Genomic DNA, 24,378 nt, shown 5'->3' on the forward strand with positions numbered 1-24,378 from the left:
TGTGTCAGTCGACCGGGCCCTGTCGAGCCGGATCATCGGAGCTACCCGGTCGCGACCTGTCCGGGCCATCTCGGCCACATCGCAGCTCAGGAACGTCGCGCCCTCGGCGGGCTGCGCGTCCTCGGATGGCTCAGCGGCGCTCGGGGACGGCCATCTCGCCGAGCAGCGACCAGTCCTGCTGCGCCACGGTGGCGTTCACGATGCGAGGCGTCTCGGCGAGGTGGGGCGGCAGGTCCTCCTGCGCCTTGCGGAAGTGGGCGGACTGCACGTGCGCCGCGCCGGCCTCGTCGTCGCGAAACGCCTCGACCAGCACGTACTCGGCCGGGTCGTCCAGGCTGCGGGACCAGTCGAACCACAGGCAGCCCGGCTCGGCCCTGGTCGCGCCGGTGAACTCGGCGGCGATCTGCGGCCACCGGTCGGCGTGCTCGGGCAGAACCCGGAACTTGGCGGTAATGAAGATCATGGCGTCCAGGCTACCCAGGCGACGAAGGATCGGCAGCAACCATCCCGTGCGCCGGCGGACGGCGTGCGCGGGTTTGCCTCCGGGAATAGTAAGGATTGTGAACAGTAGGTGTTACAGTCACTCCTGTCGATGAGTGGTCGAGTCATCGGCACGTCGTATCCCAGGAAGGAGTGATCCCATGTCGAGACTGCGGGCCCTGGTCGCGCTTGCGGCACTGGTTGTCGCCGGCGGACTGGTGGCAATCATCCCGGCGACCGCCGCATCCGCTGCGGCCTGCGCAGCGTCGTGGCAGTCCTCGGCCGTCTACACGGGAGGCGCCCAGGTCTCCCACAACGGCCGCAACTACCAGGCGAAGTGGTGGACCCAGAGCGAGGCTCCGCCGGGCACCACCGGCGTCTGGCAGGACCTCGGCGCCTGCGGAGGCGGCACCACGCCGCCACCCACGGGAAGCTGCAACCACCCGAACTGGGTCGCCGGCACCTGGTACGCCACCGGCAGCATCGTGCGGTACACCAACGGCCTGTACTACATCGCCGAGCACGACAACCCGGGCTACGACCCCGTCATCAGCACCTGGTACTGGGAGCCCTACACCTGCGGCGGCACACCGCCCACCAACCCGCCCACCAACCCCGGAGGGTTCGTGGTCAGCGAGGCCCAGTTCAACCAGATGTTCCCAAGCCGCAATTCCTTCTACACGTACTCCGGGCTCGTCGCCGCACTCAGCGCCTACTCGGCGTTCACCAGGACCGGCAGCGCGACCGTCCAACGCCAGGAGGCCGCGGCCTTCCTGGCGAACGTGCACCACGAGACCGGTGGACTCGTCCACGTGGTGGAGCAGAACACCGCGAACTACCCGCACTACTGCGACCCCGGCCAGCCGTACGGATGCCCGGCGGGGCAGGCCGCCTACTACGGTCGCGGGCCGATCCAGCTGAGCTGGAACTTCAACTACAACGCCGCCGGGAACGCCCTCGGGCTACCCCTGCTGACCAACCCGTGGCTGGTGCAGAACGATGCCGCGGTGGCCTGGAAGACCGCCATCTGGTACTGGATGACCCAGAACGGGCCGGGCAGCATGACCGCCAACAACGCGATGGTCACCGGCGCCGGGTTCGGTGAGACCATCCGCAGCATCAACGGTTCGATCGAGTGCAACGGCGGGAATCCCGCCCAGGTGCAGAGCCGCGTCACCAGGTACCAGCAGTTCATTGGCATCCTGGGCGTGTCGGCCGGAGCCAACCTGTACTGCTGACGCGCGGCCGGGCCTCGTCACCCGTTGCCGCGTGGTGTCGAGGCCCGGCAAGCGGGGAGCCTTAGCGGATTGTTAAGTAACGGGCCAGTGGTTACACTCGCCGGCGGCACTGGGCAGACTGGGCCAATGCCCGCCGCCGATCCGCCCCCTGACTCCGCTCACCGCCGCCGTGCCGGGGCGTTCGTCGCCGTGGTCGCCACGTTCGTCATGGTGGTCGCGGTCGGCGCCTGGTCGCTGTGGGACCGGGTCGCGGGCGGCGGCGGTGCACCGCTGCCGGGTGGTGCGGCCGCCCTGAGCGCAGCGCCCGACGCCGACTCGGCGGGTGGCAACCCCACCTGCGCCGGCCAACCGGCCCGGGCCCCCCGCGAGCTGCGCGGCATGTGGATCACCACCGTGAACAACATCGACTGGCCGAGCCGTCGCGGGCTGCCGGCCGAGACGGTGCGGGCGGAGTTCCGGGGTTGGCTGGACCTGGCCGTGGGGCGCAACCACAACGCGGTCTTCGTGCACGTACGGCCGAGCGGGGACGCGCTCTGGCCGTCCAGCTACGCGCCGTGGTCAGAGTGGCTGACCGGACGCCGCGACGGCCGCGACCCGGGCTGGGACCCGATGGAGTTCATGGTCGCTGAGGCGCACGCCCGCAACCTGGAGTTCCACGCCTGGTTCAACCCGTACCGTGGGGGACAGCCGGCCACGGTCGGCGGACCGGGACCCAGGCTGGACCAGCTCGCGCCGACACACCCGCTGCGGCGGCACCGCGACTGGGTGGTGACCTACCCCAGTGCCGACCGGCCCGGCAGCCGCCTCTACTTCAACCCGGGAATTCCTGAGGCGCGCGCCTTCGTCGAGGACTCGATGTTGGAGGCGGTCCAGCGGTACGACGTCGACGGAGTGCACTTCGACGACTTCTTCTACCCGTACCCGGAGGCCGGACAGGACTTCCCGGACGGCGCGGCGTTCGCCCGGTACGGCGGGGGGTTCGCGAACAAGGACGCCTGGCGCCGCGACAACGTGAACACGCTGGTCCGGGAGATGAGTGAGCGGATCAAGGCCATCAAGCCGTGGGTGAAGTTCGGCATCAGCCCGTTCGGCATCTGGCGCAACAAGCGCACCGACCCGGCAGGCTCCGCTACGGCCGGCTTGCAGAGCTACGACGACATCTACGCCGACACCCGACTCTGGGTACGCAAGCAGTGGCTCGACTACGTCGTACCGCAGCTCTACTGGCACATCGGGTTCGACAAGGCCGACTACGCCAAGCTCCTGCCGTGGTGGGCGGCCACGGTGAAGGGCACCCGGGTGCAGCTCTACATCGGCCAGGCCGACTACCGGGTGGGCGAGCGCGGCGCCTGGCGCGACCCGGGCGAGCTGGACCGCCAGCTCGCCCTCAACCGCCGGCACGGGGTGAGCGGAAGCGTGCACTTCAGCGCCAGGCAGGTGCGCGCGGACAAGCTCGGGGCGGTCAGCCGGTACAGCGCGGCGCACTACGCCACCCCGGCGCTGGTGCCCACGATGGCGCAGCTGCCGGCGGCGCCACCGGCCGCGCCCGAGGTCACCGACGTGCGGAGTGCGGACACCGGCGGGGTGGCGTTGACCTGGCGCGGGGAGGGCGCCGTGAGCTTCGCCGTCTACCGGGTGGATGGCGACGCGGCCCTGCTCGTCGGCACCGCCCGCGGTACGGGTTGGGTCGACCGCACCGCCCCGGCCGACCGTCCGCTCACCTATTGCGTGTCCGCGCTGGATCGCAGCGGGAACGAGGGCCCACTCAGCGCGGCCGCGCCGGCATCGCCGTAGACCGGTCTCCGTCACCCTGGCCGCCTCGGCACCGCCCGGGCCGCGAAGCAGGTGCGACACGCCCGTTCAGTGAGGCTGGATGAGGCACATCCCGCCGGGGGCGGGCCGGTCCATCGTGGCCAGCGCGTGGGGCACCTCGGTGAGGCCGATGGTGCGGGTGACGAGCTCGGCGGGGCGTAGGACGCCGGCGGTGACCAGCCGGAGCAGCTCCGGATAGGCGTGCGCGGCCATGCCGTGACTGCCCCGCAGCTCCAGCTCAAACGCGATCACGAGATCCATCGGCAGGGCCGGCCGGCCCTGTGCGGCGGGGAGGAGCCCGACCTGCACGTGCCGGCCGCGCCGGCGCAGGCTCTCGATGGAGGCCGTGCAGGTGGCATGACTGCCCAACGCGTCGAGTGACAGGTGCGCGCCGCCGCCGGTCACCTCCCGAACGGCGGCGGCCACCGCGCCGGGACCGGTCAGGGCGCTGCCGTCCACGCAGACCGCGGCCCCGCAGCTCCTGGCCAGCTCGAGCGCGCCGGGGGTGACGTCGACCGCCACCACCCGCGCGCCGCTGGCCGCCGCGATCATCACCCCGGACAGGCCCACACCGCCGCAACCGTGCACCGCCACCCACTCGCCGGCGGCGACGCGCCCCTGGCCGACCACGGCCCGGAACGCCGTGGCGAAGCGGCAGCCGAGCGCCGCCGCGGCCGGGTAGTCCAGCTCGTCGGGGAGCCGGACCAGGTTGACGTCGGCGTTCCGCACCGCCACGTACTCCGCGAACGAGCCCCAGTGGGTGAAGCCAGGCTGCGTCTGCCGCTCGCAGACCTGCTGATCGCCGGCGAGGCAGGTCGGGCACTGCCCACAGGCGCAGACGAACGGCGCCGTGACTCGATCGCCGGGCCGCCAGCGGCGTACGCCGGCGCCGACGGCCGTGACCACGCCGGCGAACTCGTGACCGGGGACGTGCGGCAGGCGGATGTCGGGATCGTGGCCCTGCCAACCGTGCCAGTCGCTGCGGCACAACCCCGTCGCCTCGACGCGGATGACCGCGCCCCCGGGCGGCGGCACCGCGTCCGGGATGTCACGGACCTCGGGTCGGCCACCGAACTCGTCGAAGATCACGGCACGCATGCGCCGCATCCTCACACGCCGACGGGCCGACCGAAGGCCCCACCCCACCCGCAGCCGCTGGGCCGGCTGTCCGCCGCGAGAGGTCCCACCCACGGCGACGAGAGTCCCCGCCGTCGCAGCCGACGGCGGGGACGCACTGCGTGGCGGCGGACTACTTCAACGCGAGGGTCCGAGCGTCGGCGGCGATGACACTGGCGACCTCGGCCGGCACCAGCTTGCCGGCCTGCCGGTCGACGTAGGTGGCCAGCTCGGCGTACTGCGCGTGGACCAGCTTGACCGTCATGGCGTTGATGGCGGCCGGCTCGGCGCCGGAGGTGAGGATCAGGTAGCCGAGCCCGGCCTGGCTCACCGTCACGGTGAACGTGCTGGTCGCGGTCGCGGTGCCCTCCGGGCCGGTCACCTCGGTGCGGACGGTGTGCCTGCCCGCGGTCAGCTTGACCAGGTCGAGCCTGCGGCCGACGGCCGACTTGTTGCCGTCGAGCGTGACGGTGACGGTGTCCGCGTTGGTGGCGGCGACCGCGATCACCGGGGACTGGGCCCGGTCGAGCCGTGCCCCGTCGACCGGTGAGGTGATCTGCACGGTCGGGTCGGCCGAGGCCCGCTGCATGAACGCCGAGTTCCAGCCGGCCAACTCGGACGCGCGGTTGGTGATGACCGCATCGGTGCCGATCCGTTCCAACCGCTGCCACAGGCCGGCGGAGTCCATCGTCCAGGCCATCACGGCGACGCCGGCGGCGTGCAGCGGGGCGACGACCTCCGGCTTGGCGAGCAGCGCGTTGCCGTCCGGGTTGTACGCGGTGAGGTGCAGTTCCCTGGAGATCGCGACCGGATCGGCGTCGAGGCTGCTGCGGAGCAGACCGAGCGGCAGTTCGGGAGCGAGTTCGTAGGTGTACCTGAGGGCGTCGACCTCGAAGCTCTGGACGAATACCCGGCCCATCATCTGCTCGTCCCGGATCACCTGGATGATCGTCGCGACCTCGGCCCTGGTGTGCTTGCCCTTGATCTCCAGCAGCAGGCTGCCACCCCGATTACGCAGGTCCGCGAGCTGTTCGGACAGGGTCGGCACCCGCTCGCCCACGTACTGCGGACCGAACCAGGAGCCGGCGTCGAGCGCCTTGATCTGCGCGGCGGTCAGGTCGCGGACGTTGCCGCTCCCGTCGGTGGTCCGGTCGACGGTGCCGTCGTGCAGGATGAACGGGACGCCGTCCTTGCTCGGCTGGACGTCGTTCTCGATCCAGTCGGCCCCGCCCTTGCGCGCGATCTCCTGCGCGACCAGGGTGTTCTCCGGGGCGGCGGCGGACGCGCCGCGGTGTGCGATCACCGTGAACGGGCTGCCCTCCGGGCGGATGTAGCCGTTCGGTGGCAGCTCGGTGACGGTGACGTCGTCGTACGAGACGGTGCCGCCGTTGACGAAGAGCGCCTGGACGCCGTTGGGGGAGCGCTGGAGGCTGTTCGTGCGCATCGCCTCCCGCCCGTCGAAGATCCAGCGGGCCTGGTTGCCGTGCACCTCGACCGCGACGCGGACGTCCCGACCGGTGCCGGCGGCGTACGGGGCGGAGGCGGTGTTCGTCACGACCCAGGCGTTCACCGTCGTCCGCTGGGCGAACTCGAGACCGTTGGCGGCGGTGGTGCCGCTGCGCATGGTGGCGATCCACCACGGCGTGGCGCCATCAGCCGGGACGTCGATGCCGAGCGATGCCCAGCGGGTCGCGGCGGAGACCGACTCGAAGCGCATGGTCGCCTCGAGCCGGAAGTCGCTCAGGTGCCGACCAAAAGTGATCTTGTTGTTCTCGCCCGAGCTGGCGGAGGTTCCGTACAGGCGGCCGTTCTCGACCTTCCACGCGCCGTCGACCGCGTTCCAACCGGCGGGCAGTGACCCGGAGGAGAAGTTCTCCGAAACGACGACGTTGCCGGGTTCGGCGGTGGCGGGCGACGACGTCGCGACGGCCACCGCGACGGCAGCGCCGGTGACGGCGAGCGCGGCGATGGTGGCGGCGGCCCGGGTACGCGCCGTGACGAGCCTGGTCACGGCGCGGCCGAGCGGCGATGATGCGGATAGGACAGTCATGGTCCGGACGGTAGGAAGCGGACCCGAACTGATGATCAATCGAGCGTGGCTGAAGCCCGAACGCTGGATGTACCGACCGGGAGCAGAAGGCGGATGCCCGCGGGAGTCGCTAGTGGTTGAGGTAGGCGAGGACCGCGCGGACGCGTCGGTTGGCGTCCTCAGCCGGCGGCAGGTCGAGCTTGGCGAAGATGTTGGTGATGTGCTTCTCCACCGAGACCGGCGCAAGGACGAGCGCGGCGCAGATAGCCGCGTTGGACAGGCCCTGGGCCATGAGGCCGAGCACCTCACCTTCCCGTGCGGTGAGCCCGTCGATGCCGTGGTTGCGGCTGTTGCGGGTGAACAGCTGCCGTACCACCTCGGGGTCCAGGGCGGTGCCACCGTTGGCGACCCGCTGCACCGCGTCGAGGAAGTCGTCGAGGGCGGTGACCCGGTCCTTGAGGAGGTAGCCCACACCGCCCCGGCCGTCGGCGAGCAGTTCCACGGCGTAGGCCCGTTCGACGTACTGGGAGACGATGAGCACCTTGGTGTCCGGGTCCGTCGCCCGCAGCGTCAGGGCGGCGCGGAGCCCCTCGTCGCGGAAGCCAGGCGGCAGTCGAACGTCGACGATGGACAGGTCGGGCCGGTGCTCGGTGACGGCCGCCAGCAGGGCAGGTGCGGTGTCCACGGCGGCGACGACGGTGTGGCCGGTGTCGGTCAGCAGCCGCACCATGCCGTCCCGAAGCAGCAGCAGGTCCTCGGCGATCACGATACGCATCAGTGGGGCAGCTCCGCGGACAGGACGGTGGGACCGCCGGGTGGACTGGTGATGGTGAGCCTGCCGTCGAGTGCCTCGACGCGGCGGCGCAGGCCGTCGAGCCCGGAGCCGGCCCGGTCGGCGCCGCCCTGCCCGTCGTCGGTGAGCGTGACGGTGACCGTACCGGCGCGTCGGGCGAGGGTGACGACGCAGGTCCGGGCCTCGGCGTGCTTACCCGCGTTGGCGAGACCCTCCGCGATGACGAAATAGGCCGCCGACTCGACCGCTGGCGGATACCGGTCGGCCGGGTCGCCCCGGATCTCGACGGCGAGGGGGCTGTCGCCGGCCAGGGCGGCGACAGCGGCGTGCAGCCCCCGATCGGTGAGGATCGGCGGGTGGATGCCACGTACCAGCCGGCGCAGCTCGGTGAGGGCGTCGTCGAGCTGCCGGCGGGCGAGGTCCACGTCGGATGCGGCGGCCGCACCCGTGCGCAGCTTGCGGGCGGCCAGCGCCAGCGTCATGCCGGCGGCCACGATCCGGGCCTGGGCGCCGTCGTGCAGGTCCCGCTCGATCCGACGCAGCTCCGCCGCCTGAGCATCGACGACCCGACGGCGGGTTCGTGCGAGACGAGCGGCCTCCTCGACGAGCTGTCGGTGCGTGCCGGGCGCCAGCAGGCCCCGGGCCGCGCGGGCCTGGGCGCGCCCGGCGGTCCGCAGAAACCACGCGGTGACCGGCAACAGCAGCACGCCGAGGACGGTCAGGCCGAACGGGCCCGGCACCGTCGTCATGAGCGGACGCATCGGGAACGGTGCGTGCGGGTTCGGCACGGCCCACGCCCACGCCGGCGCCACGACGGCGGCGAAATCGACGACGGTGACCACGATGGCGGCAATCCCGCCCGCCAGGCCCAGCGGGAACACCGCGACCAGCCAGGCCAGGTCACGCCAGGTGGCCGGTTGCACGGCGACCGCGCGGACCCGCTGCCGGACGGTGCCGCCCTCGCTCGGCAGGTACGGCGCGGCGATGGCGGCGCCGAGCACCCAACCAGCCCGGTGCCGCTCCAGGTCCGCGAGGCGCCGGGTGACCCAGGTGGCGCCGAGGAACGCCGGACCACCGAGCTGCGTGATCGACAGCAGGCTGACGGCGAGGGTGGAAGCGAGGCTCCAGGCGAGGCCGACGACACCGGCGACGAGGCTGCTGAGCAGGTACGCCAGCGCCGACGTCGTTGTGCGGATCATCGCGGCGATTCTATCGGCGGCACCCCACGCGGCCACCGGCCGGACCCGGCCCCGAACGATCCGGAGGACGGGTCCGAGCGGCGATCCGTTCGGAAGCACCTGTCAGAGTCCGTCGTTCAGGGCCGGCAGGCTGCCCCGCCGCAACAGGACCCGGGCCGGTACGGCACCCGCGACCAGCCCCAGCGCCGCGACACCGCCGAGCATTCCGGCGTACGTGCCAGTGTCGACGAACAACCGCACCGTGCCGTCCTGCGCGGCGCTGAACGCGCCGACCACGATCCCGGTGACCAGTGCCCCCAGCACCAGCCCGACCGTGACCGTGATCATTGCCTCGCGGTCGACCAGCCGGTGCAGCTGTGCGGTCGTCGCCCCGGCCAGCCGCAGATCGGCGAATTCGCGGCGGCGCGCGACGGTGGCGATGGCGAAGGTGTTGACCACCGCGATCGCCGTGAAGCCGAGGGAGACGACCACCATGAGCTCCCAGGCGCCCTGCTGGTTCTGCTCGTCACCAGCGGGTGCCGCACCGAGCGTGGGGGTCAGCCGCAAGCCGGGCCACGAGGCGGCGATCCGGTCCGGGACGTCGCCTCGGTAACGCAGCCCGACCGTGCTGACCAGTCCGCGCGGGTCGTGTGCCGCCACCAGGCCGGCGGGCAGCGCGAGGTCGCCGAAGCCACGAGCCCGGGCGTACACCCCGGCGAGGCGCAGGTCGACCTGGTGGCCGTCGGCGAGCCAAATCCGCACGTCGTCGCCCACCCGCCAGCCGTACTGACCGGTTATGTACTCGCTGGCGGCGAACGTGCCCGTGCCGGGCAGCGTCCCGGCGCGCAGGTCGAGGTCCAGCGCGGCCTCGGTCCCGGCGATCAGCACACCCTGGCTGGCGAAGTCCTCGGGCTTGCCACCCTGCTCGACGATTGCCCGCGTCGGCAGCGTCGCCGCCGCACCGGTCACCCCGTCGAGAGCGACGAGCCTTTCGACGGTACCGAGCGGAAGCCCGCCCGGCGCGGTCACCTGCGCCGTCGCGGCCGCGGTCCGCTCCGCCTGTTCCCGCCCCGCCAACTGGCCCAGCAGGGCGCTGTTGAGCAGCATGGTGGCATTGATTGCGAACATGAGCACGAGCGGAACAGCGACCGCCGCGACCCGTCGCCGCTCGGACCGGGTGACCAGACCGGCCAGCCAGCCGGTCACGCCGCCGGCGCCGACGAGGCGGGACACCGGCGCCGTCAGCGCCCGGACCAGCAGCGGGCCGAGGGCCGCGACAGTGCACAGCAGCAGGGCGGACGACACGAAGGTCATGCCCATTCCGAGTGGCCCGTCGAGCGGAACGAAGGTGAGCAGGGCGATCGCGCCGGCGGTGGTCACCGCCGCGACGGCTGTCCGCGGGACCAGTCCGCCGGTCGGTGCGTTCGCGGTCTCGGCGAGTGCCTGCGTCGGGGCGATACGCACCGCTCGACGTCCGGCGATCCGAGCACCGAGGAAGGTCACCAGCATCCCGGCTGCCGCGGCGGCGACGAGCACGACCACGTTGGTCCGTACGACGAACTGGGCCGGCACCGCGCCCAGCTCCCGGAACCGGGCGGCCACCACGTGGGCGAACACCACACCCAGCGGCGCGCCGGGAAGCGCGGCGGCCCCGGCGAGCAGGAGGCTCTCCACGCCGAGCAGGCGGCGCAGCTGACCGGGAGTCGCGCCGGCCGTGCGCAGTAGGGCCAGCTCGCGCAGCCGCTGCCGGACGCCGAGCGTGACCGTGCCGGTGAGGACGAAGACGGCCGCGAACGCGGTGATGCCGATGACGAACCCGAAGATCGAGATGGGTCCGATGTAGTCCGGCAGGGCACCGGGCAGGTCGGCCCGGACACGTTCAGCGCCGATGAGCACCTTGGCGTTCCCGGCAACTCCCCGGACGGCATCGCGAAGCGCGTCCGGGTCGGCACCGGGTCGGGTGAGGACGGCTACCGCGGTCGGCCCGGGCAGCCCGGAAACCGCGGCCACCTCGCCGTCGGCGACGAACAGCGCGCCCTGGGCGGGCAGCCCGTCACGGCCGGCCGGTGCGGCGACACCGGAGACGACCATGGGGTGGGACCCGGTCTTCGTAGTAACGACGAGACGCCCGCCTACCGCGGTGCCCGACCGCTGGGCCAGGTCGACGTCGATGACCACCTGGCCCCGGCCGGGCGCCGCGCCGACGCGCAGCGCGTACGGCGTCAGCGGTGCGGAGGCCCAGCCGTGTCCGATCACCGGAGCGTCGTCGGCGCCGCGCAGTGGACGTCCGTCCGGCGTACTCGCCTGGACCGGAAAGGCGACGTCCGCGATCGCGGCCGCGACACCCGGGAGGCTACCCAGCCGGCTGGCGAGGTCCACCGGCAGCGCGCCGGCCCCGGTGAGCCGTTCGGACTTGACCTTGCGCTTGACCTTGGCCTTGTCCTTCTTCTGCTTGGTGGTGACGTTCTCAAGGGTGACGTCGCGGTCGCCCGAAACGACGATCGGCGCGGCCGCGAACCGGTCGGCCGGCGGCTTCGCCGTGAGCACGGAGGCGAGCAGCAGGCCGCCGCCGGCGAGCAGGGCCACGGCCAGCAGCGCGGCGAAGAACGTGCCGGCGTAGGCGCCACGGTGCTGGCGCAGGGTGCCGAGAGCGAGCCGCATCATCGGATGGTCACCGCCGTCATCTGGGCCGCGACCTTCTCGGCGGTCGGGTCGGCGAGTTCGGTGACGATCCGCCCGTCGGCGAGGAACACCGCACGGTCGGCCCACGCCGCGGCGGTCGGGTCGTGCGTCACCATGACGATCGTCGTGCCGATCTGGTCCACGGCCTCACGCAGCAAACCGAGCACCTCGCGGCCGGTCGACAGGTCCAGCGCGCCGGTCGGCTCGTCGGCGAAGATGACCTCCGGCCGGCTGGCGAGCGCGCGGGCGAGCGCGACCCGCTGCCGCTGACCGCCGGACAGTTGGCCGGGCCGGTCGTCCTCCCGGCCGGTGAGCCCGACGCGGCGCATCACCTCCCGCGCCCAGTCTCGGTCCGGTCGCGTTCCGGCCAGCCGTTGTGGGAGCAGGACGTTGTGCCAGACCGACAGTGAGTCCATCAGGTTGTACGACTGGAAGACGAACCCGACCCGCTGCCGCCGTGCCTCGGTGAGCCGGGGCTCACGCAGCCCGCCGATGTCCTGACCGGCGAGGAGCACGCGGCCACTGTCCGGCCGATCCAGGCCCGCCGCACAGTGCAGGAGCGTCGATTTGCCCGAGCCCGACGGACCCATCACGGCGCAGAACGAACCGGCCTCGAAGGCGACCGACACGCCATCCAACGCCCGGACACCGCCCCCACCGGCATAGGTCTTCGTCACGTCGAGCACCTCGACGACCAGCCCGCGAGCGGGGGTAACATCGCTGTTTCGCATAGCGGAAAGCCTGGTCGACGCGCCGTTTTCGGACCACACGGCGACCCATGATCTCGGTGGTGGGGAAACCCCTACCGAGGGATCGGTCCGCCTCCGGGCAGGTCGGTCAGTCCGGCAGGCCGGTGCAGGCGACCTCGTCGATGGTGCACGCCGTGGGGGCGGAGCCGATCGACGCGCCGTTGACCCGGAACGTCACCCGGACCGAGGCGGTGCCGGGCACCTGCCCGGCGCTCTCGTCGGGGACGAACGTCCACACCGCACCATCCTGACTGGCCCACGCGCCCTCGACCGAGCTGACACGCAGCGACTCCCTGGGCAGGGTGACGACCAGCTTCCACTGCGCCACCGGCACCTGGCCGGGATTGTTGATCGTCACGGCGGCGCCGTAGCTGAGCAGGGAATTCTCCGCGATGGCGAAGTCGGCGCTCAGGGCGGCCGGCGTGGGTGGAGCAGTCGCGGGGGTCGGTGTGGGCGTGGTGGTCGACGGCTCGGGGGTCGGCGTCGGTGAAGTTGCCGTCGCCTGCGGGGATGCGGGCCTCGTCGGGCTGGTCGCCGCCGGTCTCGCCTGGCCCGCCCTGGGCGTGTCGGTGGGCAGCGTGCCCACCTGGTCAGCCGATGGCGGCGGGTCGAGGGTCACCGGCGCCAGCTCTTCCGGCGTTCGCAGCACGCCGACGACGGAGACCGCCGTGGCGATCAGCACCCCGAGCGCCGCGACGAGAGCCACCCAGGCGGCCCGCGAGACGTCGCCCCGGCCGGTGACCACCCGCCGTACGGCAGCGGCGATGGCCACGATCCGGTCCAGCAGAATGATCACCACAGTGCGCCGTGGCTGGGGCGGTGTTGCCGGCACTACCTGTCTCCCCCTCAATTCGTCACCGGACACGCGCCTGCGCTCCCCCGGTCGGGGGTGCCACCCGTCCCGGTCACAGCGCGCGAAGCCCGACGAGTATCGCCTCAAGCAGGTCCGCGGTCGGCAGCTCCGACAGCGTCGGCGGTTCGTGCGTCTCGATCAGCCCGGCCGTGAGCAGGTCACCGAGGAGAACCCGGACGGTCCCCAGGGGCAGGTCCAACTCGGCGCCGACCTCAGCCACCGACAATGGATGGTGACACAGCTCGACGATCCGCGCCTGTTCGGGGAAGAGCGGCGCACGCGGTGTGGCCCCCCGCCGGGCGACGACCAGTGAGATCAGGTCGAACCGCCCGCGGTCGGTCGCGGTGCGTCCGCCGGTCATCGTGTAGGGACGGGCCACCGGGCCGGCGTCGTCGTCGTACCACGCCTCGTCAGCGGTGTCGGAGGTGTGCACCACTGTCCCCGCTCCTCGCCGCGGAGGCCGGTTCCAGGCTGACGGGCAGGTGCCGCTCGGCCTGTCCCACGAACAGCGCCACCTCGTACGCCATGTCCCCGACCTCGGCGTCGTCCCCGGCGATCCGAACGGTGAGGATGGTCCCGTTGCGGATGGTGGCGACGAACAGGAACGCCCGCGACATCTGCACCACGATCTGGCGCAGCCCGCCCGCGTCGCAGGTCCGGGTGGCGGCCAACCCCAACGCCAGCAGGCCGGCGACCACGCCGGAGATCTGCTCGGCCAGCCTCGCCTCGACATGCCGGGACCCGCCCAGCGGCAGCCCGTCCGGAGAGAGCACCACCGCGAACTCCGCGCCACGCACCCGGTCGACCAGGCGGTCCAGGGCGCCGGTCAGGCTGTCTCCGGTGACCACTGCATGCGTCATCGATGTCTCCTTGCTGCTCTCGCGACCGGCAACTCGACGGTGTCGGGGCCGGTGGTGCCGGGTTCGGGCCGGGTCGGACCGGGTTGGCGGGTCCGTACCGGCAGCTCGCCGTGGCCGCTCGGGCCCGGCTCGCCGGCTGCTGCCCGGGCCGGCCGGTCCGCGGCGTCGGGGGGCGACGTGGCCGCTCCGCCACCGGCGCCGGTGACCGTGACCGTGACCAGCCTGGCCGGAAGGAGCACGATCGCGGCCGTCCCGCCGCGCTGGCTGGGACGCAGCGACACCCGTACGCCACAGCGGGCGGCGAGCACGGCGGCGGTGTACAGCCCGGCCGGGCCGGCGGGCGGACCGTCCGGGGGCGGGTTGCCGAGCAGGTGGTTCGCCTCGGCCAGCGCGGTCGCGTCGAGCCCCGGGCCGTCGTCGACGACCAGGATGGCGCAGCCCTGCGGCCGGTGTTCACCGGCGACCCGGACGGTGGTCTCCGCCGCCGAGAAGGCGAGGGCGTTCTCGATCAGCTCGGCCAGCAGATGGACGACGTCCGTGACGGCGGGGCCGGCGAGCGTCCAGGGCCAGTGCGGCGCGATCAGGACCCGGTGGTAGTCCGGCACCTCGGCGACCGCACCGCGTGCGACGTCGAGCAGCGGCACCGGGCGCCGCCACCGGCGGGCTGGCGTCGCGCCGGCCAGGGCGATCAGCTTCTCCACGTTGCGCCGGACACGGGTGGTGAGGTGGTCGAGCCGGAACAGCTCGTCGGTCTCCTCGGCGGCTCGCTCCCGCCGCTGCATACCGTCCAGCAGGTTGAGCTGGTCGCGTAGCAGCACCTGGTTGCGTCGGGTGAGCCGCAGGAACAGGTCCCGCGTGGCGCGTTCGGTCGCCGTAGCCTCCCCGGGCTGGGCCGGGGTCTCGACGCCCGCCGTGACATCGGGTCGGGCCAGCGCCGCGCTGACCGGTGGCTCCGGCCAGCGGCGGTCGGTGCCTGATCGGGCCACCTGGTCGGTCAGCCGGCGGACCGCGCCGGCCCAGCTCAACAGCACCACGATCACCGCGATCAGGCCGAGCCCCACCACGGCGCCGGTGCGTGCGACGATCACGGCGGCACCCGGCGTGGCCCGCTCGACACTGCTGCGGGCGGTCGTGGTCACCAACGCGTGCAGCGCGCCGAGGGCCGCGTCCGCCGCCGCCCGCCAATCCGGCCCGGTGATTCCGTTCAGGGGGTTCGCGCTGTCCGTCCGCAGCAGCGCGTCCTCCAGGGCGAGCAGGTCCGCGAACTGCGGGCCCGCCGTGAGCCGCTGATGCTCTCCCGGGCCGTCGGCCGGCAGCCCGGCGGTCGCCTCGGCGCCCGCGTACCGCCGGTTGCTGACCAGGTCGGCCAGGCGGCGCCGCTCCTCGGTGGAGATCCGGTCACCTGCCAGGGCGGCGCTGACCAGGGTGTCCTCCCGGGCCAGCAGCTCGCGGGCGCGGGCCAGCGCGATCACCGCACGGGTGTCGGCGGCGAGCGCACTCTCGTACGCGCCCCACTCCGGGCCGTACACGGCGAAGGCGGCGTCGACGAGCTGGTCGTACCCGTCGACCGCCTCGGCGCGGTCGAGCCGCTCGGCGTCCACCTGGGACCGGACGGTGCTCAGGCCGTTCAGTCGCCGGCCCAGCTCGTCGGCCCGGTCGCGGACCGCGTCGGCGGTGAGCAGCCGCAGGTCGCGGCCCTCGGTGAACGCGCGAACTTCGGCGACCGCCCGGTCGGTCCCCGCACGTGCCCCGGCGAGCGCGGTCCCCGGCCGTCCGGCCGCGGCGATCGTCTCGGCGGTGAGCCGGCGCTCGGTCTGCAGGCTCAGGATCAGCCGGTCGATGGGCTGGCCCAGGGTGTCCGCCAGGGTCCGTACCCGGAGCAGGTCAGCCGCGTCCTGGACGCTCAGGTAGGCCGCGTACGACCAGAGCGTGGCCAGTACGGCCGCCAGCGCGACGAGCCGGGTCCGCATCCGCCGGTCCTCGGGCCGCGTCACGCTTCGCACCGCCCGGTCCGCCCGCGTCCACCGCGTTGCCGCCTCATCGGGCCGTCCGTTGCGGCCACGGCTGGCCGGCCGCGTTGCTGGCACGGTCGGCGACCATGGTGCGCAGCAGCGCCAGCAGCTCGGCGCGGTTGGCGCAGTTGAGCCGGTTGCGCATCCGGGCCACGTGGTGCTCCACGGTCTTGGCCGAGATGAAGAGCCGGTCGCCGATCTCGCGATAGGTCAGCCCGGCCAGCACCAGCTCGGCCACCTCGTATTCGCGGTCGCTGAGCCCCTGCTGGGTGGGGCCGGTGGCGGCGTCGGCGACCTGGGCGGCGCTCTCGCCGGTGGCGGGCCGCTGCCCGCCGTTGGCTCCGGCGGGCCGGCCCTGCAGGACTCGGGCGCACTCCAGCAGGGTGGTCATCGCCCGCCGGTCCGAGGTGCGGATCGCGGCCTGCCCGGCGAGGCGAGCGCCGTCCCAGCACAGCCCGGTGTCGTGCAGCCCCCGGGCGGCGGCCTCCACCCGGACCGGGTCGACCACCCCCCGCAGCACCTCCACCCAGCTCTCGGCGGCCGCGGCGACCACGGCCGCGTACCGGCTGTGGCCCGCGGCGGCGAGCAGGGCGGCGACGTGTTCGTCGGCGGCCACCGGCTCGTCGGTCAGGATCGCGGCGTGCAGCCCGCTCCAGTGCAGCGGGACGCTCCACAGTGCCGGTTCCCCGAGCCGGCCGAGCAGCGCGCGGCCCTCCCGCAGGTACGGCTCCAGTCGGGCCAGGTCGCCCAGCCGGGCGCCCGCGATGGCGAGCTCGCCCAGCGGTAGCAGCGCGAACAGGTCGACGGGGTGCCGAACGACCGCCTCCAGCGCCTGCCCCCAGCCGCGCTTGAGCGCGCCGAGGTCGCTGTTGCGCCGAGCGATGCCCATCTGGAGCGCGGCGGCGAAGAGCTGGTCGCGTGACTCCAGCGGCCGCCCGTCGACCGCCACCGCGGCGAGGTGTTCGGCCGCGGCGAGCGTCTGGCCCCGGACCATCAGGATCCAGGCCTGCAACAGCCGGTGACGGCGGGCCATCAGCGGGCCGCCGACACCGGCCGCCAGGGCCCGGTGCAGCACCCGTTCGGCGATCTCCAGCTCACCGCAGTGCACGGCGGTCAGGGCAGCCAGCGCGGCGGGGCTGTCCGGTAGGAGGGCGGCCCGCCCGTCCGGTTCCAGCAGCGCGGCGGCCTGCACGAGCGCGGAGAGCGCGGCGGTCGGCGTGCCCGCGACACTCTCCCGTACACCGTCGGCCATCAGCCGGGCGGCGCTGGCGTGCAGCGTGGGTGGTTCGCCGGCCGGGTCGCCCGTCGGCGGCTCGGTAGCGGCGGCCAGGTCGCCGGTGGCGAGCCCGCCGACGGTGGCGAACGCCAGCGACGAGGAGGTGCCGGCCCATCGGTACAGCTCCACGCTGCGGTCGGCGTGACCGCGGTGCGCCAGGGCGGTCGCGGCCACGATGGCGGCCTCCGTGCGGTCGACGGGAGCGGCCGCGGCCAGTAGTCGGTCCGCCAGTCGCAGGGCGCCATCGAGATTGCCGGCGAGCGCCGCGGCCAGCGCCTGCCGGGCGCTGCCCGGCCATCCGGCTGCCGTGGCGGCGGCGAACAACTCCGCGGCGAAGGCCGGCTCATCGGCCAGCGCCTCCTCCGCGGCGGCCGCCAACGTGGCGGCCGGGCAGTCACCGAGCACGCCGACCGCGAGCAGCGACCGGACCAGCGGCAGCACCGCGCCGCCGCGCGCGAGCTGCAACTCGGTGAGCCGACGCCAGACCGCGGTGCGGTCCGTGGCCGGGCTGAGCGCGGTGACGGCCCGCCGGACGATCGGCGCGAGCCGGCCATCGGCGCCGAGCAGCCCGGCCGCCCTGGTCGTCGCGATCAGCTCATCCACCGCCTCCGGCTCGCGGCCCAGGAGCGCGCCGAGCATGCTCACCGGCAGCGGCACACCCGCCGCGACGGCGAGCAGCAGTCGGCGGACATCGGCGGGCAGGACCTCCAGGTCCGGCCCGAACTCCAGGACGACGGAGCGCGGTGGCTCCGCCGGGACGCCGGTGCCGTTCTCCGGCCCGCGCAGCCCGCGGGCCAGCCGCTCGACGTCCCGGGGCACGCCGGCGGTCTGTGCGTGCACGAAGTCGACCAGGTCGCTCCGCCGGCCCAGCCCGGGCACGGCGGCGAGGTGGGCGGCGGTCTGCTCCCGGGTGAACGCGGTGAGCAGCAGGGCCCGCCCGTCCCGGCGCAGGGCGTCGGCCAGCTCCATGAGGGCCGCCGAGCGGGGCCACGGGCGGTGGGCGACCACCAGCCGGTGCCGATGGGTGGCCACCAGGCGCAGCAGCGCCCCGAGCCGCGCGTCGTCGAGCAGGTGCGCGTCGTCGACCAGCACCAGCGCGTCGGGGTCGACCGGTTCGCTCGGCTCCGGGGCGCCCATGTGCACGGCGATCCCGGCCTGCTGTTGGACCCGGGCCAGCTCCGCGAGCAGCGCGGTCTTGCCGTGGCCGCCCGGCCCGGCCAGGCCAACGGTGAGCGGACCGGTCGGGTCCTGCGCGACCATGTCCAGCAGGGCCGTCGGCCCCTTGCCCAGGATCAGCCTGGACTCGGCGACGTCATTAATGATCATTGTGGTCATCCTTTGCGTCCCCGGCTTCGGGCCAGTGCCAGGCGGGACGCCTTCGGCAGTTCCAGTGGGAGGATCCGGATTGGGGGGCGGGGTGGCGGATCGCCCGGGACGATGGTGTCGTGGTGGTGGCGGCGCGTCGCCGGGATGGCGGCCCGACCGGCACCGGAGACCGGCGCCGGTTCGCGGACCGGCTCCGGTCGGCGGGGACGCGGCGACACCACCTGGCAGGCGGCCATCGCCGCCCCGGTGGCGGCGGTGAGTTGTGAATCCGGCTCCACCTCGACGGGGACCGGAAGGGCCGTGGTGATCAGCTCGGTGACGAGCGGGATGCGGGCGGAACCGCCGGCGAGCAGGACGCCGTCGAGCTGCGCCGGTGCCAGGCCGGCGCCGTGCACGGTCCGGAGCAGCAGGTCGACGGTGGCCTGCACCGTCGGGCGGATCATGCCCTCGAACTGTGCCCGGGTCACCGGTATCCGCGCCGGGCCGGCCGGCAGGGGCAGCACCACGTCGGCTGCCAGGTCGACGGTCAGCTCCCGCTTGACCCGCTCGCACTCCGGAAGGAGACCGCGCAGGGCGGCCTGGGTGCCCCGACGTGCGGTGGCGGCCAACTCCCGGGCCAGCACGGTGCGTACGTGCCCGGCCAGCGCCTCGTCGAAGTCGGTGCCGCCGATCGGATCGAGGCCCTGCGGGACGCCGAAACTCTCGTACGTGCCGCGTGGGGTGCGGCGCACCAGGGCCGCCTCGAAGCTGTTGCCCCCCAGCGCGTAGACCGCTGCCGTGGTGCCCGCGAACCCGCGGGCCGCGTGGCTCTCGGCCACCGTGACCGTGAGGGGCAGCAGCGTCACGTTGCGCAGGCCGAGGTCGAACAGCGCCCGGTGCAGCAGATCCCGCCGGTACGGGCGCCAGCCCGCCGGATGGCTGAGCACGATCGCCTCGGCCGGGCCGCCCTCGAGGGCGTACACCCGCTCCACCACCCACGTCGCCAACTCGGCGGTGAGCGTCTGCGGCGCGCATGCTTCGCCGCCGAGCAGCAGGGGCACGTCGTCGCCGATCCGGCGGACGAAGTCCCTCGTGGTGCGGCTGCCGTCGTCGGTAAGGGGCTCGCCGACGTGCAGCGAGCCGTCCTCGGACAGGTGCAGCACCGACGGCACGAGGGTCGAGCCGGCGTGCAGGGGGACCGCCTCGGGACGCGTCCAGGTCGTACCATGTCGCCGCGCGACGGCGGCGGCGGTGTTGGTGTTTCCGATGTCTATCCCCAGGACGTACGGCATCCGTTTCATCTCTCCCCGTGAGTTGGCCGGCCGGTGGCGATCGCGTCGGCGCTGCCCGGCGACCCACCCCCGGCGAACCCCGCGGGCTCCTACGTTCGTACCAGAGATCGCTCCCTGGTCGGGACCCTAATCTGGCCGGGACGGTTTCCCCCAGTCCCCCTAACGTACGAGGTTGCGGAGACCCTAATGCAGCGGGCCAGGATGCGGGCCGAGCCCCGATGTCCGGGGTCGCTCCCCGAAATAACGTCACTGTCGACGAACGACGGTCGCTGACGCCACATCCGAGGAGAAACCGGCACATGGACTCGAACCAGACCCTCCACGACTTCGTGCTCGACCTGCTGACGAACCCCGACGCGCGGTCGGCCTTCGACCTCGACCCGGAGGGCGCGCTGAACGCCGCGGGGCTCACCGACATCACGGCCGCCGACGTGCAGGACGTGGTTCCGCTGGTGGTCGACTACGCCCCGGGCCAGGGCCTCGCGCCGCTGGCCCCGGTCGGGCAGCTCGGGTTCGACCCGCTGGTGACCGACGCCACCGACGTGGTCGGTCAGCTCCAGAGCGTGGCGCAGCAGATCAGCATCACCAGCGCTCCCAGCGGCCTGGACGTCAAGGCCGGCGTGCTGGGCGCCATCGCGGTCGACCCGACGACGGTCGCCGCCGGCGTCACCGTGCTGCCGGGGATCGGCGTGGGTGTCGGTCCGAACGGCCTCGACACCGACCTGACCGGTGTGTCCGACGTGGCGCACACCCTCGACGCCGACGTGGTGGAGCCGGTGGACGGCATCGTGGACCCGGTTGTCGGTGACGTCACCGGCACGGTGGGCAACCCGACCGGCCTGATCGGCACCACCGACCCGGGTCTGCTCGGTGGCGACCTGCTCGGCGGCGACCTGACCGGTGGTGTCCTCTCCGGCACCGAGGGTCAGCTCGGCGGTGTCGTCGACTCTCTCGGTGTCGACGACACCCTGGGCGGGCTTGGCCTGGGTGACGGCGGCGGCGTCGTCGGCGGCGTGGTCCCGCCGCTCGACGTGCCGTCCGTGGTGGGCGGCGTGACGCACCAGGTGGACGGGCTCGTCCCCGGTGTCACCGGCACGGTCGGTGACGTGACCGGCGGCCTCACCGATGGCGTGACCGGCGACCTGCTCGACGGGGGGCACGGCTCGTCCGACAGTGGACTGCTGGGCATCACCGGCGGTCTGCTCTGACGGGGATTCCCGGTAGGAGCGGGAGGCCGGATCGCCGTGGGCGGTCCGGCCCTCTCCGGTTCCACATCCGGTCCCTCTTGATAATTGAGCCGAAATCCGCACACTTGGTGCGGTGATGGCGGGGATCTGGTTGGACGTGCTGGACGAGATCGCCCGCACGTGCAACGCACACGGCCGAGGTGACCTGCTCCAGACGGTGCGGCAGAAGCGTGCCCAACTGCTGGACCCGAAGCTTCGCGTCCTGGTCATCGGGGAACCGAACCAGGGCAAGAGCCAGCTGATCAACGCGATCATCAACGCGCCGGCCTGCCCGGTCGGCGACGGCCGCACCACCGTTCTGCCGACCGTGGTGCAGCACGCCGACGTCGCGTCCGCCGCCGTGGTGCAGGCGCCGCCACCGGCCCCGGGCCGGCCCGCCGGCGCCGCGCCCGCGGCGATCGTCGAGCGGTCTCCGGTGGCGCTCAACCAGGTCGCGGCGGGGGTGGCCGGCACGATAGGGCGTCGGCCGGGCGGCGGCCCGGCGTACGTCGAGATCGGGCTCCCCCGCGCCCTGCTCGGCGCCGGACTGGTGCTGGTGGACACTCCCGGCACCGACCAGATCACCGCGCTCGGCGGCAACGCCCCGGTCGCCGCTCCCACCCGTGCGGACACCGTGCTGCTGGTCTCCGACTCCACTCGGGAACTCTCGGTCACCGAGTTGAACATGTTGCTGCACGCCATGCGCTCGCATCCGAACGTGGTCGTGGTGCAGAGCAAGACGGATCTCGTGGCGGACTGGCGCGCGGTCGCCGAGCGCAACCGACAGCACCTGGCCGACGCGGGCGTCCCGGCGCCCGTGATCCCGGTCTCGGCGGCGTTGCGGCTGCGCGCGGCCGCGGCCGACGACCGTGGCCTCAACGCCGAGTCGGGCTTTCCCGCGCTGATCGCCCGGTTGCAACGGGACCTGTCCGGCAAGGCCGATCAGCTGGCCCGGGCCTCGGTGCAGGGGGTCGCCCGGACGGTGGTGGAGCAGTTGGCCGCGCCGTTGCGCGCCGAGCTGGCGACCCAGGAGGCCGAGGAGCAGTCCGGGCCGATCTCCCGGCTGCACGCGGCCCAGCGTGAGGTCGACGAGCTGCGCCGCTGCTCCACCCGGTGGCAGAACACCCTCACCGACGAGATGGCCGACCTGCTCTCGGACATCGAGTACGACCTGCGCGACCGGACCCGGCAGATCCTGCGCACGGTGGACGAGGCGTTCGACACGGCCGATCCGTTGGTCGCGTGGGACACCTTCCAGGACTGGCTGGAGCGGAGCCTGGTGGAGGCGGCGGAGGCGAACCACGAGTGGCTGATCCAGCGCTGCGACTGGATCGCCCGCCGGGTGGCCGCCAACTTCGCCCGGTACGGCTACGACGTGTTGCCGCCCTGGTCCATGACGATGCCCGAGGACATCGGTGGCCGGCTGCCGGAGCTGGAACGGCCGAGGATCGACAAGTTCACCACCGGTCAGAAGCTGTTCACCGGCATGAAGGGCTCGTACGGCGGCATGCTGATGTTCGGTCTGGCGACGACGTTGGCCGGGATGCCGATGATCAATCCGGTCTCGGTCGGCATCGGCGCGCTCTTCGGCGGCAAGAGCATCCGCGACGAGAGCAAGCAGTTGCTGCGGCGCCGACAGGCGACCGTCAAGACGGCGATCCAGCGGCATGTCGACGACTTCTTCGTCCGGATGATCAGGGACTGCCGGGACGCCGCCCGGCAGGTGCAGCGGATGCTGCGCGACCACTTCACGGGGCTGACCGAGGAGCTCCAGGAGGCCATCGTCCAGTCGTTCCGCAGCGCGAAGCAGGAGGCCGACACCGATGCCGCGCTGCGTGACCAGCGGCAGCGCGAGATCCGGCTGAAGATGACCCGGTTGGCCGCGCTCTACGAGCAGGCCCAGCAGCTGAGCGCTAGCCGCGCGGCTCCGGTGCTGCTGGAGCCTCGGGCGTGACCGTCGGGCTGCGGTTGGACGAGGCCGCGTGGGGGTTGCTGCACCAGGCCATCGACCTCTACCAGGACAACCCCCGGGCCGTCGGGCGGTTGCGGCATCAGGTGGCCCGGTTGGAGCAACCGCTGCGGATCGCGGTCGCGGGCCCCTGGCGTGCCGGCAAGTCGACGGTGCTGAACGCGCTGATGGGGGAGGAGGTCGCGCCGGTCGAGGGAGCCGACGGCGTCTTCACCTGGTACGAGGACGGCGCCCAGCCGCACGCCACCGCATACCCGGCCGGCCAGCCTCCGCAGGAGTTGACGGTGGTCAAGTCGGCGACCGGGATGCGGGTGGACCTCGGCTGGGGGGCGGGGGAGGTGCGCGACATCGTGGTGCAGTGGCCGACGCGCGCACTGCGCCAGGTGACCCTCATCGACACCCCGGCGGCCACCAGCAGCGGTGAACAGGGTCGCGTGCCGGTGATGGACCGGGTGCTGCGGGACGCGGACGCGGTGTTGTACCTGACCCGCGATGGTCGCGACAGCGATCTGCGGGCGTTGGAGTCCGGCCGGGAGAGTGCGGTCGGGCAGGCCGCGCCGGTAAATGTGATCATGGTGCTGTCCCGCGCGGACGAGACCGGTGGTGGCCGGATCGACGGGCTGCTCACCGCCCGCCAGCTGGCCCGGCGGCACCACCGGGATCCGCGGGTCAGCGCGCTCTGCGTGAACGTGGTGGCGTGTAGCGGGGCGATCGGTCTGGCGGGCCGGATGCTCAGCGAGTCGGACTTCGCCGCGCTCGCGACGCTGGCCCGGGTGTCCCGGGCGGAGCTGGAGGCGCACCTGCTCTCCGCCGACCGCTTCCTCCGTGGCGAACTGCCGGTACGGCTGGACCCCGAGGTGCGCGCGGCACTGCTGGATCGGTTCGGGCTCTTCGGGATCCGGCTGGCGGCCACCCTGGTCCGTAGCGGCTTCGACAGCCGGGTGAAGCTGTCCGCCGAACTCATCCGCCGTAGTGGGCTCACCGAGCTGCGCGAGTCGATGACCCGCTGCTTTCTCGATCGCCGCGACACGCTGAAGGCCCGGTCGGCGTTGGCCGCTGTGGAGGCCCTGGTGCGAGCCGAGCCCGTGCGGGGCGCCGACGAGCTGGTCGGCGCGGTCGAGCAGATCCTCGCCGGTGCGCACGAGTTCCGGGAGCTCCGCCTGCTGGTCACGCTGCGCAACAGCCGGCTCGGGTTCGACGCCGAGCTGGTCGCCGAGGCGCAGCGGCTGATCGGTGGCGACGGGGTCGGGCTGGCGGCCCGACTCGGCGTCGAGCACGAGGCGACCGTGCAGCGGCTCTGGGAGGTCGCCGCCGAGGCGCAGTGGCGATGGCGGGACCGGGCCGAGGACCCGCTGCTCCCACTGGCTCAACGGCGCGGCGCGCAGGTCATCGTCCGCAGCTGCGAGGGGATGCTCGCCGAGCTGGCCGCCGGCGGCCGGTGATCCGGCGGCGGGACTGCCGGTCTACCGAAACCTTTTCGCAAGCTTTTCAGGAGTCCGGCAGCCGTT

The 24,378-nt window shown here is 73.2% G+C and carries 18 protein-coding genes; 5 read left to right on the forward strand and 13 right to left on the reverse strand.

Annotation, left to right across the window (positions count from 1 at the left end; genetic code table 11):
- Positions 1–130: 130 nt before the first annotated feature.
- Positions 131–463 (reverse strand): putative quinol monooxygenase, encoded by a 333-nt coding sequence (locus tag BUS84_RS04830; RefSeq protein ID WP_074309073.1) that lies wholly within the window; start codon positions 461–463, stop codon positions 131–133.
- 178 nt (positions 464–641) lie between these two features.
- On the opposite strand from BUS84_RS04830, the gene BUS84_RS04835 reads away from it, so the two are divergent.
- Positions 642–1,718, forward strand: a complete 1,077-nt coding sequence (locus BUS84_RS04835) for a glycoside hydrolase family 19 protein (RefSeq protein WP_074309075.1) — start codon at positions 642–644, stop codon at positions 1,716–1,718.
- Between the two features lie 126 nt (positions 1,719–1,844).
- Positions 1,845–3,512: a glycoside hydrolase family 10-like protein gene (locus tag BUS84_RS04840; protein ID WP_074309077.1), complete on the forward strand. Its 1,668-nt coding sequence runs from the start codon at positions 1,845–1,847 to the stop codon at positions 3,510–3,512.
- 66 nt (positions 3,513–3,578) lie between these two features.
- Here the strand turns inward: BUS84_RS04840 and BUS84_RS04845 are convergent, their stop codons facing one another.
- The 12 genes from BUS84_RS04845 to BUS84_RS04900 all read right to left on the reverse strand — a co-directional run bounded on the left by BUS84_RS04845 (position 3,579) and on the right by BUS84_RS04900 (position 19,675).
- Entirely contained in the window at positions 3,579–4,628 is a 1,050-nt protein-coding gene (locus BUS84_RS04845; RefSeq protein ID WP_074312095.1) for a zinc-dependent alcohol dehydrogenase family protein, read from the reverse strand.
- Positions 4,629–4,779: 151 nt separating this feature from the next.
- Positions 4,780–6,696 carry a glycerophosphodiester phosphodiesterase gene (locus tag BUS84_RS04850; RefSeq protein ID WP_074309079.1) on the reverse strand — a complete coding sequence of 639 codons (1,917 nt, stop codon included), beginning with the start codon at positions 6,694–6,696 and terminating at the stop codon, positions 4,780–4,782.
- 109 nt (positions 6,697–6,805) lie between these two features.
- On the reverse strand, positions 6,806–7,450 hold the full coding sequence (locus tag BUS84_RS04855; protein WP_074309081.1) for a response regulator transcription factor: 645 nt from the start codon (positions 7,448–7,450) through the stop codon (positions 6,806–6,808).
- Positions 7,450–8,667 (reverse strand): sensor histidine kinase, encoded by a 1,218-nt coding sequence (locus tag BUS84_RS04860; protein ID WP_074312098.1) that lies wholly within the window; start codon positions 8,665–8,667, stop codon positions 7,450–7,452. The genes BUS84_RS04855 and BUS84_RS04860 overlap by 1 nt, the downstream gene beginning before the upstream one ends.
- Positions 8,668–8,769: 102 nt before the next feature.
- Complete coding sequence (locus tag BUS84_RS04865) at positions 8,770–11,307, reverse strand: ABC transporter permease (RefSeq protein WP_244298381.1); 2,538 nt, start codon at positions 11,305–11,307, stop codon at positions 8,770–8,772.
- Complete coding sequence (locus tag BUS84_RS04870) at positions 11,307–12,059, reverse strand: ABC transporter ATP-binding protein (protein WP_074309085.1); 753 nt, start codon at positions 12,057–12,059, stop codon at positions 11,307–11,309. Before BUS84_RS04870 ends, BUS84_RS04865 begins: the two co-directional genes overlap by 1 nt.
- A gap of 106 nt (positions 12,060–12,165) precedes the next feature.
- Positions 12,166–12,873 carry a cellulose binding domain-containing protein gene (locus tag BUS84_RS04875; protein WP_143728233.1) on the reverse strand — a complete coding sequence of 236 codons (708 nt, stop codon included), beginning with the start codon at positions 12,871–12,873 and terminating at the stop codon, positions 12,166–12,168.
- A 109-nt stretch (positions 12,874–12,982) separates the two neighbouring features.
- The gene (locus BUS84_RS04880; protein ID WP_425293424.1) at positions 12,983–13,366 is read right to left on the reverse strand and encodes a DUF742 domain-containing protein; all 384 of its coding nucleotides are present in this window, start codon (positions 13,364–13,366) and stop codon (positions 12,983–12,985) included.
- A complete protein-coding gene (locus BUS84_RS04885) occupies positions 13,341–13,790 on the reverse strand; it encodes a roadblock/LC7 domain-containing protein (protein WP_074309089.1) in 450 nt (149 codons plus the stop codon). The genes BUS84_RS04880 and BUS84_RS04885 overlap by 26 nt, the downstream gene beginning before the upstream one ends.
- The gene (locus tag BUS84_RS04890; RefSeq protein ID WP_143728234.1) at positions 13,787–15,784 is read right to left on the reverse strand and encodes a sensor histidine kinase; all 1,998 of its coding nucleotides are present in this window, start codon (positions 15,782–15,784) and stop codon (positions 13,787–13,789) included. Before BUS84_RS04890 ends, BUS84_RS04885 begins: the two co-directional genes overlap by 4 nt.
- Positions 15,785–15,827: 43 nt before the next feature.
- Entirely contained in the window at positions 15,828–18,404 is a 2,577-nt protein-coding gene (locus BUS84_RS04895; RefSeq protein WP_084757212.1) for a helix-turn-helix transcriptional regulator, read from the reverse strand.
- A 5-nt stretch (positions 18,405–18,409) separates the two neighbouring features.
- Positions 18,410–19,675 (reverse strand): Hsp70 family protein, encoded by a 1,266-nt coding sequence (locus BUS84_RS04900; protein WP_159450987.1) that lies wholly within the window; start codon positions 19,673–19,675, stop codon positions 18,410–18,412.
- Between the two features lie 299 nt (positions 19,676–19,974).
- On the opposite strand from BUS84_RS04900, the gene BUS84_RS04905 reads away from it, so the two are divergent.
- The 3 genes from BUS84_RS04905 to BUS84_RS04915 all read left to right on the forward strand — a co-directional run bounded on the left by BUS84_RS04905 (position 19,975) and on the right by BUS84_RS04915 (position 24,312).
- Positions 19,975–20,883, forward strand: a complete 909-nt coding sequence (locus BUS84_RS04905; RefSeq protein ID WP_074309093.1) for an IniB N-terminal domain-containing protein — start codon at positions 19,975–19,977, stop codon at positions 20,881–20,883.
- A 115-nt stretch (positions 20,884–20,998) separates the two neighbouring features.
- Complete coding sequence (locus BUS84_RS04910) at positions 20,999–22,855, forward strand: dynamin family protein (protein WP_084757213.1); 1,857 nt, start codon at positions 20,999–21,001, stop codon at positions 22,853–22,855.
- The gene (locus BUS84_RS04915; protein WP_208869526.1) at positions 22,852–24,312 is read left to right on the forward strand and encodes a P-loop NTPase family protein; all 1,461 of its coding nucleotides are present in this window, start codon (positions 22,852–22,854) and stop codon (positions 24,310–24,312) included. The genes BUS84_RS04910 and BUS84_RS04915 overlap by 4 nt, the downstream gene beginning before the upstream one ends.
- The last annotated feature ends 66 nt before the right edge of the window (positions 24,313–24,378 follow it).

The sequence above is a fragment of the Micromonospora cremea genome (assembly GCF_900143515.1).
GTDB lineage: Bacteria > Actinomycetota > Actinomycetes > Mycobacteriales > Micromonosporaceae > Micromonospora > Micromonospora cremea.

Coding starts and splice junctions, on each gene's coding strand:
- BUS84_RS04830 (WP_074309073.1), bottom strand. CDS start 463: ATGATCTTCATTACCGCCAAGTTCCGGGTTCTGCCCGAGCACGCCGAC.
- BUS84_RS04835 (WP_074309075.1), top strand. CDS start 642: ATGTCGAGACTGCGGGCCCTGGTCGCGCTTGCGGCACTGGTTGTCGCC.
- BUS84_RS04840 (WP_074309077.1), top strand. CDS start 1,845: ATGCCCGCCGCCGATCCGCCCCCTGACTCCGCTCACCGCCGCCGTGCC.
- BUS84_RS04845 (WP_074312095.1), bottom strand. CDS start 4,628: ATGCGTGCCGTGATCTTCGACGAGTTCGGTGGCCGACCCGAGGTCCGT.
- BUS84_RS04850 (WP_074309079.1), bottom strand. CDS start 6,696: ATGACTGTCCTATCCGCATCATCGCCGCTCGGCCGCGCCGTGACCAGG.
- BUS84_RS04855 (WP_074309081.1), bottom strand. CDS start 7,450: ATGCGTATCGTGATCGCCGAGGACCTGCTGCTGCTTCGGGACGGCATG.
- BUS84_RS04860 (WP_074312098.1), bottom strand. CDS start 8,667: ATGATCCGCACAACGACGTCGGCGCTGGCGTACCTGCTCAGCAGCCTC.
- BUS84_RS04865 (WP_244298381.1), bottom strand. CDS start 11,307: ATGCGGCTCGCTCTCGGCACCCTGCGCCAGCACCGTGGCGCCTACGCC.
- BUS84_RS04870 (WP_074309085.1), bottom strand. CDS start 12,059: ATGCGAAACAGCGATGTTACCCCCGCTCGCGGGCTGGTCGTCGAGGTG.
- BUS84_RS04885 (WP_074309089.1), bottom strand. CDS start 13,790: ATGACGCATGCAGTGGTCACCGGAGACAGCCTGACCGGCGCCCTGGAC.
- BUS84_RS04895 (WP_084757212.1), bottom strand. CDS start 18,404: ATGATCATTAATGACGTCGCCGAGTCCAGGCTGATCCTGGGCAAGGGG.
- BUS84_RS04900 (WP_159450987.1), bottom strand. CDS start 19,675: ATGCCGTACGTCCTGGGGATAGACATCGGAAACACCAACACCGCCGCC.
- BUS84_RS04905 (WP_074309093.1), top strand. CDS start 19,975: ATGGACTCGAACCAGACCCTCCACGACTTCGTGCTCGACCTGCTGACG.
- BUS84_RS04910 (WP_084757213.1), top strand. CDS start 20,999: ATGGCGGGGATCTGGTTGGACGTGCTGGACGAGATCGCCCGCACGTGC.